The 18408-nt window shown below is 37.2% G+C and carries 17 protein-coding genes; 4 read left to right on the top strand and 13 right to left on the bottom strand.

The genetic code is table 11. The features are described 5' to 3' along the window. Window positions 1–5: 5 nt before the first annotated feature. The 5 genes from IGJ46_RS02910 to udk form a co-directional block, all read right to left on the bottom strand. The gene (locus IGJ46_RS02910) at window positions 6–329 is read right to left on the bottom strand and encodes a PRD domain-containing protein (RefSeq protein ID WP_002386165.1); all 324 of its coding nucleotides are present in this window, start codon (window positions 327–329) and stop codon (window positions 6–8) included. Then, window positions 295–2214, bottom strand: coding sequence for a BglG family transcription antiterminator (locus tag IGJ46_RS02905; protein WP_002388793.1), 1920 nt, complete (start codon window positions 2212–2214; stop codon window positions 295–297). The genes IGJ46_RS02910 and IGJ46_RS02905 overlap by 35 nt, the downstream gene beginning before the upstream one ends. 369 nt (window positions 2215–2583) lie before the next feature. Further along, entirely contained in the window at window positions 2584–3549 is a 966-nt protein-coding gene (locus IGJ46_RS02900; protein WP_010822589.1) for a Gfo/Idh/MocA family protein, read from the bottom strand. Between the two features lie 102 nt (window positions 3550–3651). Further along, window positions 3652–3993, bottom strand: coding sequence for a type II toxin-antitoxin system PemK/MazF family toxin (locus IGJ46_RS02895; RefSeq protein ID WP_002355703.1), 342 nt, complete (start codon window positions 3991–3993; stop codon window positions 3652–3654). 168 nt (window positions 3994–4161) lie between these two features. Beyond that, window positions 4162–4791 (bottom strand): uridine kinase, encoded by a 630-nt coding sequence (udk, locus tag IGJ46_RS02890; protein WP_002355702.1) that lies wholly within the window; start codon window positions 4789–4791, stop codon window positions 4162–4164. 174 nt (window positions 4792–4965) lie between these two features. On the opposite strand from udk, the gene IGJ46_RS02885 reads away from it, so the two are divergent. After that, window positions 4966–5421 (top strand): GNAT family N-acetyltransferase, encoded by a 456-nt coding sequence (locus IGJ46_RS02885; protein WP_002363227.1) that lies wholly within the window; start codon window positions 4966–4968, stop codon window positions 5419–5421. Window positions 5422–5456: 35 nt separating this feature from the next. Here IGJ46_RS02885 and IGJ46_RS02880 read toward each other — a convergent pair whose 3' ends face one another. Next, window positions 5457–6137 (bottom strand): YjjG family noncanonical pyrimidine nucleotidase, encoded by a 681-nt coding sequence (locus IGJ46_RS02880; RefSeq protein WP_002355700.1) that lies wholly within the window; start codon window positions 6135–6137, stop codon window positions 5457–5459. Beyond that, on the bottom strand, window positions 6134–6916 hold the full coding sequence (locus tag IGJ46_RS02875) for a pseudouridine synthase (protein WP_002361308.1): 783 nt from the start codon (window positions 6914–6916) through the stop codon (window positions 6134–6136). Before IGJ46_RS02875 ends, IGJ46_RS02880 begins: the two co-directional genes overlap by 4 nt. 330 nt (window positions 6917–7246) lie before the next feature. On the opposite strand from IGJ46_RS02875, the gene IGJ46_RS02870 reads away from it, so the two are divergent. Both IGJ46_RS02870 and IGJ46_RS02865 read left to right on the top strand, forming a co-directional pair. After that, complete coding sequence (locus tag IGJ46_RS02870; protein WP_002358773.1) at window positions 7247–7855, top strand: 50S ribosomal protein L25/general stress protein Ctc; 609 nt, start codon at window positions 7247–7249, stop codon at window positions 7853–7855. A 251-nt stretch (window positions 7856–8106) separates the two neighbouring features. Further along, on the top strand, window positions 8107–8430 hold the full coding sequence (locus IGJ46_RS02865) for a DUF960 domain-containing protein (protein WP_002355697.1): 324 nt from the start codon (window positions 8107–8109) through the stop codon (window positions 8428–8430). 68 nt (window positions 8431–8498) lie between these two features. Here the strand turns inward: IGJ46_RS02865 and IGJ46_RS02860 are convergent, their stop codons facing one another. The 4 genes from IGJ46_RS02860 to IGJ46_RS02845 all read right to left on the bottom strand — a co-directional run bounded on the left by IGJ46_RS02860 (window position 8499) and on the right by IGJ46_RS02845 (window position 14154). After that, window positions 8499–11513, bottom strand: coding sequence for a polysaccharide lyase 8 family protein (locus IGJ46_RS02860; RefSeq protein ID WP_010709263.1), 3015 nt, complete (start codon window positions 11511–11513; stop codon window positions 8499–8501). Window positions 11514–11627: 114 nt separating this feature from the next. Continuing rightward, window positions 11628–12428 carry a PTS system mannose/fructose/sorbose family transporter subunit IID gene (locus IGJ46_RS02855; protein ID WP_002383066.1) on the bottom strand — a complete coding sequence of 267 codons (801 nt, stop codon included), beginning with the start codon at window positions 12426–12428 and terminating at the stop codon, window positions 11628–11630. Then, window positions 12421–13212, bottom strand: coding sequence for a PTS mannose/fructose/sorbose/N-acetylgalactosamine transporter subunit IIC (locus IGJ46_RS02850; protein ID WP_002392445.1), 792 nt, complete (start codon window positions 13210–13212; stop codon window positions 12421–12423). Before IGJ46_RS02850 ends, IGJ46_RS02855 begins: the two co-directional genes overlap by 8 nt. Before the next feature lie 48 nt (window positions 13213–13260). Further along, window positions 13261–14154 (bottom strand): PTS mannose/fructose/sorbose transporter subunit IIAB, encoded by an 894-nt coding sequence (locus IGJ46_RS02845; protein WP_002383065.1) that lies wholly within the window; start codon window positions 14152–14154, stop codon window positions 13261–13263. Between the two features lie 260 nt (window positions 14155–14414). Here IGJ46_RS02845 and IGJ46_RS02840 point away from each other — a divergent pair, with 260 nt between their 5' ends. Further along, on the top strand, window positions 14415–15122 hold the full coding sequence (locus IGJ46_RS02840) for a GntR family transcriptional regulator (protein WP_002366233.1): 708 nt from the start codon (window positions 14415–14417) through the stop codon (window positions 15120–15122). A 24-nt stretch (window positions 15123–15146) separates the two neighbouring features. On the opposite strand, the gene IGJ46_RS02835 is transcribed toward IGJ46_RS02840, so the two are convergent. Together IGJ46_RS02835 and IGJ46_RS02830 are read right to left on the bottom strand one after the other, a co-directional pair. Further along, on the bottom strand, window positions 15147–16925 hold the full coding sequence (locus IGJ46_RS02835; RefSeq protein WP_218391568.1) for a glycoside hydrolase family 35 protein: 1779 nt from the start codon (window positions 16923–16925) through the stop codon (window positions 15147–15149). Between the two features lie 12 nt (window positions 16926–16937). Next, window positions 16938–18101 carry a glycoside hydrolase family 88 protein gene (locus IGJ46_RS02830; RefSeq protein WP_002381271.1) on the bottom strand — a complete coding sequence of 388 codons (1164 nt, stop codon included), beginning with the start codon at window positions 18099–18101 and terminating at the stop codon, window positions 16938–16940. Window positions 18102–18408: the final 307 nt, after the last annotated feature.

Genomic DNA, 18408 nt, shown 5'->3' with positions numbered 1-18408 from the left:
TCCTATTAATTGTTTTGTTTAGCAACTTCAAAATGAACAGCTAAAACATACCATTCATCTTCTGATAACTGACCAATTGCTTCTGTTGTTTCTTGTGCAATTTTCAACGTTTCTGGTGTTAGTTCCGTAAATAACGTCCGATCAACACCAGCTAATGTCGTTCCTTCTCTTGAACGATTCAGCATCTCATTGAGATGGTTAATCAAAATCGTCCACTGTAATTCCGTTGGTTCAATTTGTGCTTCTGCTAATCGCGCACTGGTTTGTTTGATAATCGATTGTAGCTTTTCTGGTTCAGCACTTTGTCGAATGATCTCCTGTGCTTCCATTGCTAGTTCCATCCTCTTCCTCCTTTGGTTGTTCTAAATAATTAAGTAATGCTGAAATTTCAGCATGATTGACAGGTAACTCATTTTTAGCAAATAAACATTCAATTTGCCGAATTTCTTCTTGCCGTTCATGAGATACTTCTCTATTACAAGGAATCTCTTCGTATTGTTTATTAAACGTAATCCGATGTGTCATTAATAAAACGTGAAGTAAAAAGGCTTCTTGATATTCGCTCAGTAACTTTGTTTGAAACATTCGTTTTAACTCTTCATAAATAATATACGCTTTTACTAATAAATCTTGGCTTTGTATCCGTTCATTTTTTTCAATTACATCAGATTTCGTGGAGCGAGCGGTACCTTTTCCTTGACGTTTCCCTAATAAAATTTTATCGACCTCTTCCCGAATCAAACTTAAGTCTGTGTCCGTCAACAATGGACTAACTTTAATAAATGGGTATGTCATTTCTTCAATTGGGAAAATACTCAATACCAAATCGGGCTTTTCTGCTTGAATCACTTCAGTTGCATTTAAAACAGAAGCAAATCCTGCGAGTTCAACGTTTGGTACTTCCTCTAAAATTTTTTGTTCAATTAAACTGGTCACACCTAAGCCCGTCGAGCAAACATACACAATCCTAACAACTTTAGCTTCCTGCTGTTGTCGTTCCTGAGCTGCCAAAAAATGCAACGCAATATATGCGCAGAAAGAATCGTTGACTAACAAAACAGAACGTTGAATTAATTGTTTACAGGCACTTTGAATAGCTAAAAATAACGCTGGGTGTTTTCCTTTGATTTCTTCAGAAAACGGATTGTATTCATTAATAAATAAATGTTTCTTTGTAAAACGTAAGGACAGGTGTGCAAACAAGTTCGTAAATAATTGGCGATCATTTACAAAAGGATAATTCAGCTCTTTTGAAACGCTTTCAATCACTTGCTTTGTTAATTGAACCATATCTTGCCGTTGATGGGTTCCGAATAAATCACTATAAATATAAAAATATTCATCCGCTAATAAAGGCAAGTCATAACGTTCAAACACCTCTTGTAAAAGTAAAAGTGGTACTTCGTTCCGTTGTTCAAAGCGTGTTTTTTGTGATAACACTCGGTAAGTCCCAATTGTATGTGCCATCTGCATACGTGCTGCGGCAATTGCCACTCTCAACGTAATAGATAATATTTCGGCATAATCAAATTGATTTTGATCGAGTGGATTAATTAAATTTCGCATTTTTTTCAATGCACTACGATAACAACCTTGAAACAATGTCCCTGACCCAAATTTAATTTTAGGGATTTTTTCAGCCCCTTTTGTCTTTGTCACATAGTTCATAATTTGGTAAATATCGTATTCTGTAAGTTCTTTTTGAGTGATAAATTCCATCAGTAAGCGTACATTGCTTTCTTCACCACTGATTGTAAACCCTTGCCGCGCTTGGCGAATTAAGGTTAAATCATATGCTTGCAGCAACCGTTCGACCTGTTCCAAATCACTGACAATTGTGTTTCGACTCACTAATAATTCATCTGCTAGCTGCTGTGCCGTTAAGTACCCTTTGACTGACAATAACTGAAAAATCAATACATTGACTCGTCTTTTTTGATCAGGATAGGTTTCAAATCGATCGACATCGATAATTTCATTTTTTAACAGTAAGCGTTTAGAGTCAGGTAAATCTAGCCAGATTCCCTTATTTCGTTTTGAATAAAGTGTCTCATCGTGCTGTTCAAACCAAGCACGAATATCTTCTAAATCATACTTAATTGTTCGAACGCTGACAGTAAAGTTCTCAGCTAATTCTTGCGTGGTAATACTCCCTTCCAAATCCAAAAGCATCAATAAAATATTTATCGCTCTTTTGGACAACAACACGGTCATGCCTTGTCACCTCTTTTCTTTTCCCTTTACACTTAAAACTATAGCGTTATTTTATCTGTTCCACAACACAAAAAAGTTGCACTTATAAAAGTGCAACACTTCTCTTTTCATACAAAAAAATCCCTTAACAGTAGTAACTGTTAAGGGATACCACACTATTTATTTGCATAAATAGACAGAGACCTTCTCCACAAAAGTATTCTGTCCGACACGTTACAAATCCGGTAACTGATAGCCGTACTATCTGGTGTCGTTGTGTTTGACAATCACTAGCCGTCAAAACGGAATAGCCGAAGCTATCTGATTGAGTCAACTCGTCGCATAAAACACACTTTAACACAGAATAGTTTGGATAGCAAGTGGTGGTAATTATTCGTTATCAAACCATTCTTGATAAAAACCTTCAACAATTTTAACGGTTGCTATCGTTAATTCTTTCGTCATTACGGGGCTAGTTAACTTTTTGTCTTGTAAACATTGATTCACATGATTGATTTCATAGGTAAATTCACTAGTGAATTGTTCAGACCATTTGACAGTGTTGCCTTGAGCATCTGTATAATAAGCACAATCTGTTTTCCAGAAATTAGGAATAACGATTTGCCCTTTTGTACCACAAATGGTCATTTCACTAGGTATCTTTAAACCAACATTAATAAAAATATTGCCCAGCGTCCCTTCAGCAAATTTCAAAGCTAAATTACATTGACTATCCGTCGCCCCTTGCTGATACGTTGCGGTTCCCGTAACAGTTTGAATCTCTTTCCCTAATACGTATTGTAAGTATTGTAATGGATAACTTCCTGAGCCATGAAGCGCTCCACCACCCGCTTCTCTCGAGTAAAACCAGGGAATATGGTCCACATTGGGATAGGCAGTAACTGACTGAACCCATAAAATCTCTCCCAATCTCCCTTCTTGAATTGTCGCCTTTACTTTTTGGGTAATTGGTAAAAAGACAGACTTCTGAGCTTCCATTAGAAAAACCCCTTGCTCCTGTGCGATTGCGAAGAGTTCTTCTGCTTCAGCAGTATTTAATGTAAATGGTTTTTCCAGTAGGACGGGTTTTCCTTGTGATAACGCAAGCTTAGCTGCTGAGTAATGTCCTTGATTGTAGGTGGGAATATAAATAATATCAATTGTTTCATCCTTACATAACTCTTCATAACTGCCATAAGCCACCGGAATCGCTAATTCTTTAGCCATTTTTTGAGCATTCTCTAAACGCCTTGATGCAATCCCGCGCACTTCAGCTTGCGCGCTTTCTCGAAGCCCTGCTACAAATCTTGGGACAATTTGGGCAGTACTCATAATTCCATAACGAATTTTATCCATGTGATCGCCTCCTCTTTCACTATACGAGAAAAACGAATATTTGGAAACCATTTCAACAAAAAAAAGAAACCGTTTCCCCAAAACGATTTCTTTATATGTAAATTAACGGATACCAACGCTAACTTTTAAAGCTTGATTGACCTGTTCCATCTCTTCACGAGAAAGTTGACAAACCTTGTGTAGCATTCGTTCTTTATCCAATGTTCGAATTTGTTCTAACAAAATAAGTGATGGCGTCCTGCACTCGTTATGGGGAATTTCGATGAGGACTTGCGTTGGTTGCAGCCGCTTGCTTACGTTACGGGTAATCGGTGCAACAATCAACGTTGGACTAAATAAGTTACCTTTGTTATTTTGAATAATCAGGACAGGTCGAATCCCACCTTGTTCAGAACCAACAACTGGTGAGAGATTCGCATAAAAAACCTCACCTCTTTTTATCATTCAGATTCCCTTCCCTCCTTTTCCTTTAAAAAATTATATCATATTGTTTCTTGCAATATTTTCAACTTTTTAGCTATCCCTTAAAATATTTGATAAAACCACCCTTTAAAAGTCAAAAAAAGCTTAAACAGTCGACTCTGATATAGAGACGGCTATTTAAGCTAACTATTACATTTTTGTTAAAATACTATCCACTTTTGTATTAATTAAATCAATAGCGACGTGGTTTTCGCCACCTTCTGGCACAATGATATCTGCATAACGTTTCGTAGGTTCAATAAATTGGTGATACATGGGCTTGACGACTGTCAAATATTGTTCAATCACAGAATCCAACGTACGGCCACGTTCTTCCATATCACGCTTGATTCGACGAATAATACGGATGTCATCATCTGTATCCACATACACTTTAATATCCATTAAATCCCTTAAGCGGCGATCTTCTAAAATTAAAATCCCTTCAAGAATAATTACTTCTTTCGGTTCTTGGATCACCGTTTCTGTACTTCTTGTATGCGCAACGTAGTCATAAACTGGCTTTTCAATGGCTTGATAGTTTAACAGTTGTTCAACATGTTGAATCAATAAATCTGTATCAAACGCAAAAGGATGATCATAATTGGTATTTAAACGTTCTTCAAAACTCAAATGGCTCTGATCTTTATAATAAGAATCCTGTTCTAACATCATAATTGAATGATCGGGAAAATTATTAAAAATCGCACGGCTAACACTGGTTTTTCCGCTTCCTGATCCGCCAGTAACACCAATGATAATTGGCTGACTATCTTTCATGTATAAACCTCTTTCTTTTCAAAAACTTCATTGTCTTTTACTATTATAATGAAAACTCTGAAGAATGCCAGACCTTTTCCAAGACTTTTCATGTGATTTTTATCTTCTTATGAAAAATCTGCCCACACTTCTTTCAATTACAGTATACTTATCAATAAAAGGAGAATCCTACCTATGATTAAAAAAGTCAAAAAAGAAGCACTTACAACTGCGCATTACGCTCTTCTTTATGAGGCAGATCCCTCAAAAAAAATGGTGGCAGATTACATTACCCGCGGCATTTGCTTTGACTATCAGACTGAAGAACTTCAAGGAATTTTAGTCCTGTTGCCGACTCACCCACGGACATTGGAAATCGTAAACATCGCTGTCTCAGAAGAAAGCCGAGGGCGGGGCATCGGACAAGAGTTATTACATTTTGCCATTGATTTTGCAAAAAAAGAAAAGTATGATTACTTGGAGATTGGGACTGGGAGCACAGGCTTTCAACAACTATATCTCTACCAAAAAGTCGGTTTTCGAATGACACATATTGAACCAGATTTTTTTATCCATCATTATGATGAGCCCATTATGGAAAACGGCTTGCCTTTAAAAGATATGGTTCGCTTACGGTTACATTTAAGTTAAAAAACAACATTTCCTGTACAGGAAATGTTGTTTTTTTAATGCCCAAGAATTGGTAACAACTCATCTAGCTGTTGAATCGTATAATTGGGTTGAATTGTTGGTGTTGCTGGAGCGGAGGTCGGATTGAGCCAAACAGTTTGAATTTTCGCTTGTTGGCCTCCTTGAATATCTGAATGCAAAGAATCGCCAATAATCATTGTTTTTTCTCTACTAAAATTAGGAATCCGTTCAAAAACAAAATCAAAATACTCTTTCATCGGTTTTTGATAACCCACTTCTTCTGAAACAAAAATATCTTTAAAATAAGGCATTAATTTCGAATCTTCCAACCGACGATACTGTGTTTTTGCCACTCCGTTTGTCACAATATATAAATCATAATGGGGTGCTAATTTTTCCAAGATACGTTGACTATTGCCAAGCAAGTCATGTCCTTGACTTAAATATTCTCGGTAGTTTTCTCCCATTTTAACGCTATCAACTTCTCGATTAAACGCGTCAAACAATAAACCAAACCGTGTATCAAGGAGAACATCTTTTGTTATTTTTCCTTCTTCAAATGAACGCCATAATCCTTGATTAATTCGGTGGTATGTTGACTCGACTTCAGATGTAAATGGTACATTTTCTTCTTCAAATAAGGCATGGAGCGCCTTCTTTTCAGCCAATTTAAAATCTAACAATGTATCATCAACATCAAAAAGCAATGTTTTCATTTCCGTTCCTCTTCTCTTTTCAAATTACTCGGTAACGCTTTGCTTGTTTGTTGTTTTTCAATAAAAAAATAAGGCAATAGCAATTGTAACTCTTCTCTTGTTAATGAACGATAAGCACCTAAAGGTAATTGCGGATCTAGCCGCAACGGCCCCATAGTTTGACGTTTTAAAGCAGTCACTTTTTTCCCCACAGATAAAAACATTTTTTTCACTTGGTGAAATTTTCCTTCTTGAATAGTCAGGAAAACATGACTCTCCGTTTCAGTCGCTGCAAGAACAGTTATTTTTGCTGGCTTACATTGAATGCCTCCTTGCAAAACAATCCCATCTTTAAATTTAGCACAATCTTCTGCAGAGACCAAACCATTGACTTTCACTTCATAACATTTCGCTACTTCTTTATTTGGCCGAATTAATTGATACCCTAATTGTCCATTATCTGTTAATAGAAGTAACCCTTCCGTATCGCCATCGAGTCTGCCCACTGGATAAAGACCAGGGCGTCTGTCTTGTGGCGCAATCAAATCAATAACTGTTTTTTTAGATGCATCTGAGACAGCGCTAACCACACCTTTTGGCTTATTCAACATATAGTACACATGGGTCTTATGCGAAATTAATTGTCCTTTTACTTTAATCATTTGTAATTGCGCATCGACATTTTGGCTTTCATTTAAAGTCACGATGCCATCCACAGTGACCTGCTTGCCTTTGATTAATCGTTTCACCGTTTTGCGTGATCCAAACTGAAGTTCTTCTAGTAATTTATCTAATCGCATTGTTCAGCTCCATTCTGGTATAAGTATAGTGGAATCCGTTAAAGATGAAAAGTGGAAAAAGGTAATTCCTTGACGTATAAAAATATAAGTGTTACGGTTAATAAGTAAAGTAAATAAAGGTTTCTCAAAAACAGCGTAATGACCTGGGAGAGAACAACGATAACAATGAACCATTCCCATGAGTGTTGCCTGGCAATATTTGTGGGGATTTTTTGATTATTGTTAGCATTTTTCTAGACAAGAACAACTGAAAAAAGAGTTTCTTTTTTCCATTATGTTTTGTTTCTGAGTTTAACCAAATCACTCATTATTTCAAGGAGGAATTAGGTTATGTCAGTACAATTAGAAGTTAAAGAAAGAGCTATCCGTCCACGTTCACTAAGAAATCAGCTACGTCACGAAGGGAAAGTACCTGCCATTGTTTACGGTTACCAAATTGAAAGTACACCAATCTATTTTGAAGAAAAAGACTTATCAAAAATTTTACGCGAACATGGTGCTAACACCGTTATTAAAATGACAGTTGATGGCAAAAACATCAACACATTAATGTCGAAAGCACAGTTAGATACCTTTACTGGTCAAATGCTTCATGTTGAATTCTTATCTGTAAATATGAAAGAAACAACAGAAGTCGAAGCAGAAGTTCAATTAATTGGTGAATCTGCAGGTGTGAAAGCTGGGGGTACCTTAGCTCAAAACTTGTACACTGTTTTAGTGGCAGCCACACCAGACAAATTGCCAGAATCAATTGAAGTAGATATTACAAACTTAGAAATTGGTGATGCTCTTACAATCGCTGATTTACCTGAACACAAAGACTATGAAATTTTAACTGATCCAGAAGAACAACTAGTTGCTATTGTTGAAGCACAAACTGCTCCTGAAGAAGAAGAAGGAACAGCTGCTGAAACGACTGAACCAGAATTAGCCGAATAAAGAGTACACTTTTGTTCAGCTGATTCTCTTAAGTTTTAGAAATGGGATGTACGTTGAAACAACGTACGTCCCATTTTCTTTTTACTGCATGTCGTGATTTCTTCACATAAATGATGACACCTGCAAAGCTAGGAAGCTACAGAGGAATATTAAATTTTTGCTAATCTACGCAATATTTTCAAACGAAACAATTTCTTTTTTTTAAATTTGCAGTATACTAAAAGTAAGTAAACAAAAAGGAGGTCATCCATATGTTTGAACGTTTTGATAGTGACCGTAGCCGCTATGCTTCATTAGGTGTTGTTTCTAGCTTACCTAGTGGCTTAATTGATAGTATTTGGTTGATTATTGACTTAAATCTAAAAGGGGTTATCCCTTTAAACGACTTACTTCACTTTGATTTGTTGAACAATAATGGCAAAGTGACTGTCCATTTTTCTCAAGAAAATAGTTCAGTAGAAATGGCCATCGACTTACCATTTAGTTATTCTACGGCATATCCGTCGCGAATTTTTGCTTTTGATGATGGCCATCGTGAAACGATTTTATTACCTGCAGAAATGTTAGAATCTTAAATAATTTCAACAAAGTAGCCTCAAATTCCGATTAAACTGGAATTTGAGGCTACTTTAATTTCTTTTAGTTATTCTACAATAATTTGTTTACTACTTCCTGCAGCATTTTCAAAATTAATAGTAAAGGTTTCTGTTGCATCATCATAAGTGATTCCGTCACTTTGACTAATTACTGTGCTGTAATCTTTTGGTATTTTTAAAGTCAGTGTCTTAGTTGTTTGTGTGGGATCAGAGAAAGTATACGTTTTTTGGTGTTGTTGTGTCTTTCTCATTAAAGAAATAGCTTTATTTGAGGTAATCCCTGCTATTGTACCGCCAGTTTCTGACCAAATGTTAACCCCAAGATAGCCTTCTTCTTCTTGCTTAACTGCTTGAATTTCTTCTGTATTTGAGAGAACTTCTACTGTTTTTTTGGCAGCATATGTTTTTAAATCAGTTTCATCGATTCCTGGTAAAACTACATAAGCATAATGCTCGTTCGTTGGGTGTTGACCATGTTGAATCGTAAATGTTCGATAATCACCTACATATTCTTTATCACTTGGAAATGCTTCATTAATTGCTTTATAGGTTCCTTTTCTAGTTTCACTTTTAACATTTACCGTTGTTTCTTCTGGAAAATAATAACCCATATTAGCATTGGAATGATCCGACTTTAGTAATAACCATTGTTTTTTACTCGTTTCATTTTTCTCATGAATCTCCCCAATATTTGATAGCACTTGATACTGATACGCATCATTTAACAAACGATTATCAACAACTGTCTCAATCGAAGCTTCTGTATCCCCTTTAATTCCTGCGCCTAATGCGATAATTTGCCCATTTAATACAAACCAAGATTTTTTAGCTTGTAGGTTCATAGGTAAAAGTTTCCCATTATTTTTGGTCCCGTCTTTATTAAGAGCCATCCCTACTACTGCCTGATTGTCTGACGTTACTCCACCAACCCATTGCTCTTTCGATGTGATTGTTGTAAATGCTGAAACTTCATCTGCCAAAGAAATGGTATCTACCGTTGTTCCTGGTAGTCGATAGGGATCTACAGTTGGCCAATAGCTGGAATTAAATTGAACCTCGTCATCATTATATACGTACATCATTCCGTCACCAGTGTGCCAGCCACGTTTATTTTCTTTATTCCCTGCTTCAAAAGATGCAGTGCGCTTTGAATACAAGCCTAGCCCAAACATATAACTAGGTGTGCGTTGGACAAATCGATCCATCGAAGCATAAAGTTTCGTGCCTGTAAAAGGAAGTTGCCCTCCCGTAATTTCTGGATTAGTTAAAAGTTGCATAGTCATCTGTAAATCATTAAAATCACGAGCATTTGTCAAATAATAATCTGGGTTCTCCTTCATCCAATATTTAACGGCTTCTTGAAATTTCTTTTGATAATTATTAGGGGCAAATTTAGCCACAATTAATAAATTATACATGGTAGTTGAGCCGTAGCCTGTTTTTCCAACTGCTGGGGCTCTTGAGATGGAACGGCCATTCACGGTTGGTAGCATTTCACCTTTATAAATCAAAGGAAGAAAGGCACGATCAACATTTTCAACAAATTCTGTCACAAGAGTTGCATCCATTTGAAAAGATGAATCTGCTGTAATGGCCAAAATTTGTCCAACCCCTTTCACCAAAACATTGCCATACGAACCTGTATAAGGAATGTTATTGTGCTGGATAAAAGAACCATCTTGGTAAAAACCATCACCTTTTGTGACTAATTTAAATACATCGACGATACTACTGGATGCTTGGTTAATTTTCCCGCTATCCTTTTGTAAAATTCCTAACCCCAAAACAGTTAAAGCTAAGTCCGTTCGGTTCGCTCCTGATGTCACAAAATTTGGGATAAAAGCTAAATCCACAAACGTTCCTTGTGGTTTTGTATACAACTGTTTAAACGGATCTGGGACATAACTGCTCAGCGCATTTGTATAGATTTGTTGCTTTTCTGGAGAAACTTTATCCTCTAAAATCATTAGAATATTAAGAAACTTCTGTGGCACACCAATTTGCCAGTCCCACCAATTTCCATGGTACTTTTTCCCATCATATCCTTTTTGCGTTACCATAAAATCTAAGCCATCAATAATGGTTGCTGCCAATTTGTCATCTTGGTAAAGCGTACTCCCCTTCGTTCCATAGGCTAACGCTAATTTTTGCAATTTGGTAAATTGAGTCGTTAAATCAGCCGATGGCGTATTGCCAGGCTCTAGTGGCCATAAATAGCTGCGGTTCGGCTCTTTATTCATCGTTTGATCGAGTTCTGTTGCTTCATTGGAGATTTTTTGGACGTAGTCTACAAGCGCTTGGTTAGTTGAATCATATTCTTTTGAAACAAGCTGATTTCGCCATTTTTCTTTTAATTCTCGGTATTCTGCAGATGAATCGATAACAGGAATGCTACCAACGGGGCCACTTTTCATAGAAATGATATTCAGCTTTGATAGATTACCAAATAGTCTAATTCCTACAGCACCCATCCAGTCATCATTAATGGACGTACCATCAGGATAATGAACCTCTTCATTTTCATAAAATAATTGATCATTCAGGAATGTTTGAATTTTTTTCCCATCATAGCGAACTAGCAGTTTATATTGTTGACCACTTAGTAATGTTGGTCCCGGAATATTAGTTAGCCATTTACCGCCTGGTTGTCCTAACTGCCAGCGACCGTCACGATTATAAGCAAAAGATTGCCATTGACTCGTCTTTTGTTTATCTCCGCGAAAAACCAATCCGAAGTTACTTTGCCCTTCATATAAAAAGGTTAGTTCAAGATCTCCTGAAGATTGTTCGCGTGCATCAAGATTGATAGAGACAGATTCGAGGTTTGTCCCTTGCTTCGTGTTTGCGATCCATAAACCAGCAGAATCATTCTTTTTTTCTGCTGTTCCTACCAAATCTTGCCAATGCCCAACTTGATTGGGGAAATCTGAAATGTAAGAGGGTTGCTCAATCGTTTGGCTCGCTTCGTTTTCTTCTGCAAAAGTAAGGGTGGTTCCCATAAATCCACTCGTCAAAGCAGTAAACAGTCCGACCAGCATTACCCATATTTTCCTGTTTTTCATTCTTTCTCCTCCTAAAAAATTATCGTAAAACGCTTACATCCGAATTAGAGAAAAAGAGTGAAGAAAAATACTTTCTACACTCTCCGACTCTCTGAAAATCACTTAATATACTTTTTACGCCAAAATACCAAAGGCACTCAAAACAATCGATAAAATTAAAATAATCCAAATCACTCGTGTGGAATTTAGTTTCTTTTGACCTAACATCCAATAAGTTAAAAGAACAAGTAAGATTGGAACTAAGGAAGGCAAAATCGCATCTAACGTATCTTGAATAACTAATTCGACCCCGTTCTTTTTATAAACAAAAGGAACTGTCGCCTTGATAACTGAAGGAATTAAGGCACCAATCACAGTCACACCAAGAACAGTTGCTGCATTCGTAAAGGCAGATAACTTGTCTTTTAAGGTCGTCACTAGTTTGACCCCTTGCTTATAACCAAGTGGTAAGAGCGCGGCCCGACCAAACAATAGTGCAATATTTGCAATAATCCAAATAACACAGCCAACCACCGAACCATTTTGAGCCAGTGTCCCTGCAACAGAGCCGAAAATCGTCCCCCAAATAACGTGGAATAAAGAGTCTCCAACGCCTGCCAAAGAACCCATCAGAGCTGTTTTTAGCGCAATAATTGTTTCTTTCGCTTTATAACCATCTTGCTCTTCAATCGCCACATCAATCCCCATAATTAAATTCCCAAAAATAGCATTGGTGTTAAAAAATTGATTGTGTGTGCGCATCATATCTTGAAATTGTGCTTCATCATGACCATAGAATTTTTTTAAAACAGGTAAGATGCCGTATAAATATCCTGAACTCATCATACGTTCATAGTTCCAGTTTAATTGGCTTCCTAAAATATAACGCCAGCTAATTGCATTTAATTCTTTTTTTGTCAGTTTATGCTTACTCATCGCCGTCATATCCTCCTTCAAAATCACCATTTCCTGTTGTTGCTTGTGTCGTGCTTTTTACCCCATCACGTTTAAATACAAGCATCGCTGCTACCATCCCAACTATCGAAACACCTAACATTGGAACTTTTAAATAAGCCGCTAAGAAAAAGCCTAATAGTAAATAGGGGATATATTGCTTCGTTGGCAAGTAACGTAATAAAATCCCTACACCGACAACAGGTAATACTCCTCCAGCTGTTTTTAAGCCCGTCATTAGCCATTCTGGCATGTTATCGGTAATCGTTGTTACTACAGCATCCCCCGCTAATAACATTAATAAAATCGGAATGGCACGAGACAGTCCCCACAGAACAGAACCAGATAAAACTAAGCGTGGAATCCGTTTTACTTGCATCTTATCAATCGCTTTATCGACACTATGAAGTAAAAAGACATTACAAAAACGGGCCACTACATCTAGTTGCAACATCAACAGAGAAACAGGAACAGCTAAACCAATACCATACTCCGCTCCTTTTCCAGAGATTACAGCGAAAGCGGTTCCTAAAACAGCCCCTGTGAAATAATCAGGTACCGATGCTCCACCAAAAGCAGCAATTCCTAAACGCATTAATTGAAGAGTGCCGCCAACCATTAAACCAGTTTTTAAATCTCCCATAATCATTCCAGAAATCATTCCAGCAATAGCTGGTTGCGTCAACGTATTTGAAATAAGTGAGTCATTAATAGCAATAAACGCATAAATAGTAATTAAAATAATTTGATACGCTGCTAAATGCATTGAAATTTCCTCCTAAATTTAAAAATATTCTTTCTTAGTCTGACAGTTTTAGCCGCGTAATTTTTTCATAAAATCAACGACTGGATCGTTTGGAACTAATTGGGCTGTCACAGTGACGCCTTTTGAAGCGATTGTTTCAAAAATTTGTTCTTCTTCTGGTAAAACTTGAATACTTTTTGTTACTTCGCGTGCTCCTTCTTTGTAACTCATATTCCCAACATTTACAGTTTTGATAGGTCCTTGCGCTTCGATAAAGCGGAGCACATCTTTCGGATTTTTAAATAATAAAAATAAACGCTGTTTACCATATTTTCCTGATTGAATATTTTTAGCGGCAGCCTCTACTCCAAGAACAGATAAACGCATCGAAGAAGGCGCTGCCATTCTCAAAGATGATTTTTGTAAAGGATCTGTAGCCGCCTCATCATTGGCTACAATTATTCGCTGTGTACTAAGACTTGTCGACCAAATTCCCGCTACTTGTCCATGAATTAACCGTTCATCAATCCGTGTGTTTACAATATTTTCTTTTCCAGCATATTGACTATAGTTACTTAATTCTTTTTCTTTGCTGGCTTCTGAAATCTCTTGTTCTGCTTGATTCATCCCAGCTTTTACATCAACAATATTTTCTTGTGCTAAACAAACTAATTCTTTAATCGAAGCCTGTTGATTAACCACTGCTTCAATCACAACAGAGAGCGTCATCCCTGCAATAATTTCCACTCCGTCAACATTCAAATAATTCTTAGTTGCCACGTTACATGGCGTTCCTCCTAGTAAATCAGCAATAATCAGTGTCGTACCGTTAAGGGCTTTCATTTTTTCATTTAGCTCTTTCTCAAATTGAAGATTGTCGCTATCTGGTCGTAATGAGACTGTATGCACGTGTTCTTGCCGACCAACGATCATTTCTAAGCTAACTTTGACGCCTTCAGCCATGCTACCATGACTAATTAGTACAATGTTTTCCACGAATTTCCCTCCCTAGATGTAGGTGACCCTACTTAACATGTTATGTTCTCTACGAACTTACTATAACACATACTAAGTTATCCGTAAACCTAATATCTTAATATATTGAATTTATTTTTTTGAATTCTTTAAATAAAAATTGTCTTTCCTCTTTTTCAAAGTGTTTGCTAAAGGCTAGTTAACATGTTATGCTTAATTCATTCGATTACTAGAATGGAGGCAATCGCATGTTACCTAAATATGAACAAATTAAACAAGACCTTTTACGTGAAATAAAAAATCATACCTTTATTCCTGGTGATAAATTTTATTCTGAAGCCGATATTAAACGAAAATATGCTGTTAGTTCTATCACAGCTGTCAAAGCACTGAATGAGCTGACCAGTGCAGGTTACTTGTATCGTATCCAAGGAAAAGGGACCTTTGTTTCGAAATCAAAAGTTTCGCAAAATGTAAAATTTTCTGATATCGAGTTGCATTCTTTAGACTCTGAAAAAGTTAAAGTCCTTTCAATTGAAGAAGAAAATCAAGCCGAAATTTTAAAGGAATTAGGCTTACCAGCTAACGCTTCTTATTATAGAATCAAGCGTGTACGCTATTCTGAAGATACACCCTTTCTCGTACATATCACACATCTTCCCAAAAAGCTTGTTAAAGAGCCGCTCTCAAAGGACCTCACAGCTTATGCAAGTGTGTATGAACGAGTCCGTAAAGATTTTTCAGTAGACCTCTTCTCGTTAGCTTCTGTAGAAACAAATGAAATTGTCTTTCCCGAAGATGCTGAGTTATTGAATTTACTTCAATTAAGTTTTCGTGAACCCGCTGTTAAACAAGTTAAACATTCCTATCTCGCAGATGGTAGTGTTGCTGAATATATTATTAGTTATAAACATTGGAAATATTTCAAAACCAAAATAGAAGTAGAAGCCGAATAAATTTCAGCTTCTACTTCTATTTTTTTAATCTATGATTACTTGATTCGTAAATTTCAAGTACTCAATTTCAATTCCCTCTGTTTCAAAAATTACTACTTCATTTTGTCCTTGCTGTAAAAATTCTTTGGGACAATACAGCGAATGAATGGGTCCTATTTCCCAATAACGACCTAGATGATGACCATTGACCACAACGAATCCTTTGCCGTAGCCTCGACAGTCAATATACGTGTCTGCTAGCTGTTCTAATTCAAATGTTACTTGATAAAATGAAGGCTGCAATGGATTTTTTTCAGCTGTGTAATCAATCTTGGCTAATTGCTCTTGTGAAAAAGTTAAGGGATAGTGTTGATAGCCTTGGTGAAAATGAATGTCTTGCATCACTCCACCTCGAATTCCTTTACTTTGTGTCGGATTATTTAATTTAAAGCCATAATTAACGCGACCTAAGTTTTCCACTAAGATATCTAACGCAAGTGTGTCTTTTTCAGTTTGCCCTGAAATCAGTAGCTCTTCTCCCACTGTCTCTTGATATTGGGTAGCAGCTAAATCTCCATCTACATAAATGTGTAAACGATCACTGGCCTCGACGACTTTTAGTTTATTTTCATGATGATAATTTTTTAAATCAAACGAATAAAGCAAGTAGCCATAGCCTGAGCCAGCTTCTTCCATACTTAATGGATACGCGGTGGTCTTCGGTGTCATCATTTGATCTTTTACTGCGAATAAGGATACGCTAGCAGTTACTGGAAAGCTTCCTAAATTCCCCAGTTTTTTCGTGCGTGGTTGTGCTTGCCAAACTTCTGGACATACTTCTTTAATTGCTTTTTGAACGGCATAATATTTTTCCGTTGGTTCTCCTGCTTCTGTTAATAAAGCATCATAATCATAGCTAGTGACTTGAGGTAAATCTTTTGCACCTCGCGCCGAACACCCGTTATAAAAGCCGAAATTTGTTCCTCCATGAAACATATAGAGATTTAAAGAACCCACTGCCAGCATATCTTTTACTTCTTTCGCCAAGTCGGTACCTTCCCGCTGAATCACTGGTTCGCCCCAACGATTGAACCACCCATCCCAGTATTCCATGCACATCAACGGCCATTTTTTACCATGACGAGTCATAAATTTTTTCAAAACGGCAGCATTTTCTTTCGAATGACTGCCAAAATTTCCTGTCACAAAAACATCCTCTTCAATTAACGTCCCCGCATCCAGAACCTCTTCCCAAGCGCCATCAGATGTAAAAAGAGGAACCTCAATCCCCAGTTCTTCCATTATCTGCTTGGTTTGTCGCAAGTACGCTTTCTCCATGCCATAGGACCCATATTCATTTTCAACCTGCATCATGATCACTGGTCCACCTTGTGTTATCTGCAGCGGTGCTAGTTTAGGCAATAATACTTGAAAATAGTTACGAACTTTAGTCATAAAAATAGGATCTGTCGAACGTAATCGTACACCTTTTTCTTTCAAAAGCCATGCGGGTAGGCCACCAAACTCCCATTCTGCACAAATATAAGCCGAAGGACGCAGAATAACTAGTAAATTCAGTTTTTCTGCCAAGCGGACAAATGCTTCAATGTTTTTCATTCCTTCAAAATCGTATACGCCTTCTTCTGGTTCATGAATATTCCAAGGAATGTAGGTTTCTACTGTATTAGCTCCTAAAGCTTTCAGATTATAGAGGCTATCTTCCCATTGGCTAGGTGTCATTCGAAAGTAATGAATCGCCCCGCTAATAATTTTTATTGGTTGTCCATTTAATAAAAAGTCTTCTTTAATCTCAAACGTTTGCATCATTTTTCCCCTTTACCAGTATCTTTGCCATGATGGTTTTGCTAAACGCATTAAGGCTTCCATGTAAAAATAATCGCCCCATAAGTTGGGTTCATCAATCCCTTTTCCTTCTGCATGTGCGTAAACACCATGGAGTAGCAGTCCTTCATTTTCGGAATCATTTTTCGTACGATAATATTCTCCTAATTGATAAATCATTCCTTTGGCAAGCTCTTTTGCTTGAGGAAAAGCCTGTAGTTTGTCTGCTTCCAATAAACCACATGCCGCAATTGCCAGCGCCGAGCTATCTTTGTCAGATGGCATTTGGTCATTAAAATCAAAATCCCAATAGGGAATTAAATCTGCTGGCAAATGAGCTAGAAAAACCTCCACTATTTGTGGATAAATTTCTGGAAATGGTTGGGAATGGAGAAATGTTTCGTTTAGGGGAATCCCTAAAATTGCCCAACTTTGGCCTCGTGCCCAAATGGAAGTATCACTATGTCCTTGATGCGTAGCTCCATGTTTTGGTTTGCCTGTTTCTGGATCAAAATAATAGGTATGATAAGTTGTCGCATCGGATTTAATCACCGTTTTCATTAACGTATGATAGTGACGTGAGGCAATTTCCTCATAAACCCTATTTCCAGATAATTTAGTTGCTTCAAATAAAAGCGGTAAATTCATTAATGAGTCGATAATTAATCGATATTCTTTGGGATCACCATAATGGCCCCACGCTTGAATGAAGGAGCCATTTTCTTGGAATCGTGCTGACAATACTTCAGCGGCAGCTAGCACTTCTTGTTTACAGCGCTCATCACCGGTAATTTTATACCCAGCACCCGCCGATAGACTATATAAAAAACCAATGTCATGGTGGTCCAAAACAAAATGCTCCTCTAACCGTTGTTGAAAGCTGTCAATATTTTCCATTGCCAGTAAACGAAATTTTTCTTGGTGAGACCACTCATATGCCAGCCAAAGCATGCCTGTCCAAAAGCCATTGGTCCAATCATCGTTAGCTTTGAGACGATATCGACCATTCGTAGCACAAGCTGAAGGAAACTGTGTTCCGAAACGCTGCATATTTTTAGCAATTTTTGAAACGCATTCATTTAATTGCGTTTGAATCCATTCATCTGTGACATTTTCTCCTAGAGAGATCAGTCTTTGTTTATTTTCTTGACTACACATCTCCATCACTCCTTAACTTGTTAACATATTAACTTATTGTATTATAACGTAAAAGAAAATAAAAAGCGACCTTTCTTGATTATTTATCTTAAAAACAAGAGCGTGGGACAAAAATCACTTTGGATTTTTGCTCCACGCTCAAAAACTGATAAACGGCGGGAACAGAACCAACACTACGCGTTGCTCCGATCTCAACAACTTCTAAGAGCTAAAGCTCTAAGAGTTGAAGGTCCTTCGGAAATAAGCCGAAATTGTTGAGAATCACGAAGAACGTAGTGATTCGATGATGAACAATACCTACTTGGTC

The sequence above is a fragment of the Enterococcus sp. AZ120 genome (genome assembly GCF_050546165.1).
Classification (GTDB): domain Bacteria; phylum Bacillota; class Bacilli; order Lactobacillales; family Enterococcaceae; genus Enterococcus; species Enterococcus faecalis.
This window is presented reverse-complemented; position numbering and strand designations above follow the sequence as displayed.

What these genes read in the sequence shown, in the direction of transcription:
- IGJ46_RS02855 (WP_002383066.1), bottom strand. Translation starts at nt 12,428, where the DNA reads ATGAGTAAGCATAAACTGACAAAAAAAGAATTAAATGCAATTAGCTGG.
- IGJ46_RS02860 (WP_010709263.1), bottom strand. Translation starts at nt 11,513, where the DNA reads ATGAAAAACAGGAAAATATGGGTAATGCTGGTCGGACTGTTTACTGCT.
- IGJ46_RS02905 (WP_002388793.1), bottom strand. Translation starts at nt 2,214, where the DNA reads ATGACCGTGTTGTTGTCCAAAAGAGCGATAAATATTTTATTGATGCTT.
- IGJ46_RS02865 (WP_002355697.1), top strand. Translation starts at nt 8,107, where the DNA reads ATGTTTGAACGTTTTGATAGTGACCGTAGCCGCTATGCTTCATTAGGT.
- IGJ46_RS02850 (WP_002392445.1), bottom strand. Translation starts at nt 13,212, where the DNA reads ATGCATTTAGCAGCGTATCAAATTATTTTAATTACTATTTATGCGTTT.
- IGJ46_RS02835 (WP_218391568.1), bottom strand. Translation starts at nt 16,925, where the DNA reads ATGCAAACGTTTGAGATTAAAGAAGACTTTTTATTAAATGGACAACCA.
- IGJ46_RS02900 (WP_010822589.1), bottom strand. Translation starts at nt 3,549, where the DNA reads ATGGATAAAATTCGTTATGGAATTATGAGTACTGCCCAAATTGTCCCA.
- IGJ46_RS02830 (WP_002381271.1), bottom strand. Translation starts at nt 18,101, where the DNA reads ATGTGTAGTCAAGAAAATAAACAAAGACTGATCTCTCTAGGAGAAAAT.
- IGJ46_RS02910 (WP_002386165.1), bottom strand. Translation starts at nt 329, where the DNA reads ATGGAAGCACAGGAGATCATTCGACAAAGTGCTGAACCAGAAAAGCTA.
- IGJ46_RS02880 (WP_002355700.1), bottom strand. Translation starts at nt 6,137, where the DNA reads ATGAAAACATTGCTTTTTGATGTTGATGATACATTGTTAGATTTTAAA.
- IGJ46_RS02870 (WP_002358773.1), top strand. Translation starts at nt 7,247, where the DNA reads ATGTCAGTACAATTAGAAGTTAAAGAAAGAGCTATCCGTCCACGTTCA.
- IGJ46_RS02875 (WP_002361308.1), bottom strand. Translation starts at nt 6,916, where the DNA reads ATGCGATTAGATAAATTACTAGAAGAACTTCAGTTTGGATCACGCAAA.
- IGJ46_RS02885 (WP_002363227.1), top strand. Translation starts at nt 4,966, where the DNA reads ATGATTAAAAAAGTCAAAAAAGAAGCACTTACAACTGCGCATTACGCT.
- udk (WP_002355702.1), bottom strand. Translation starts at nt 4,791, where the DNA reads ATGAAAGATAGTCAGCCAATTATCATTGGTGTTACTGGCGGATCAGGA.
- IGJ46_RS02845 (WP_002383065.1), bottom strand. Translation starts at nt 14,154, where the DNA reads ATGGCTGAAGGCGTCAAAGTTAGCTTAGAAATGATCGTTGGTCGGCAA.
- IGJ46_RS02840 (WP_002366233.1), top strand. Translation starts at nt 14,415, where the DNA reads ATGTTACCTAAATATGAACAAATTAAACAAGACCTTTTACGTGAAATA.
- IGJ46_RS02895 (WP_002355703.1), bottom strand. Translation starts at nt 3,993, where the DNA reads ATGATAAAAAGAGGTGAGGTTTTTTATGCGAATCTCTCACCAGTTGTT.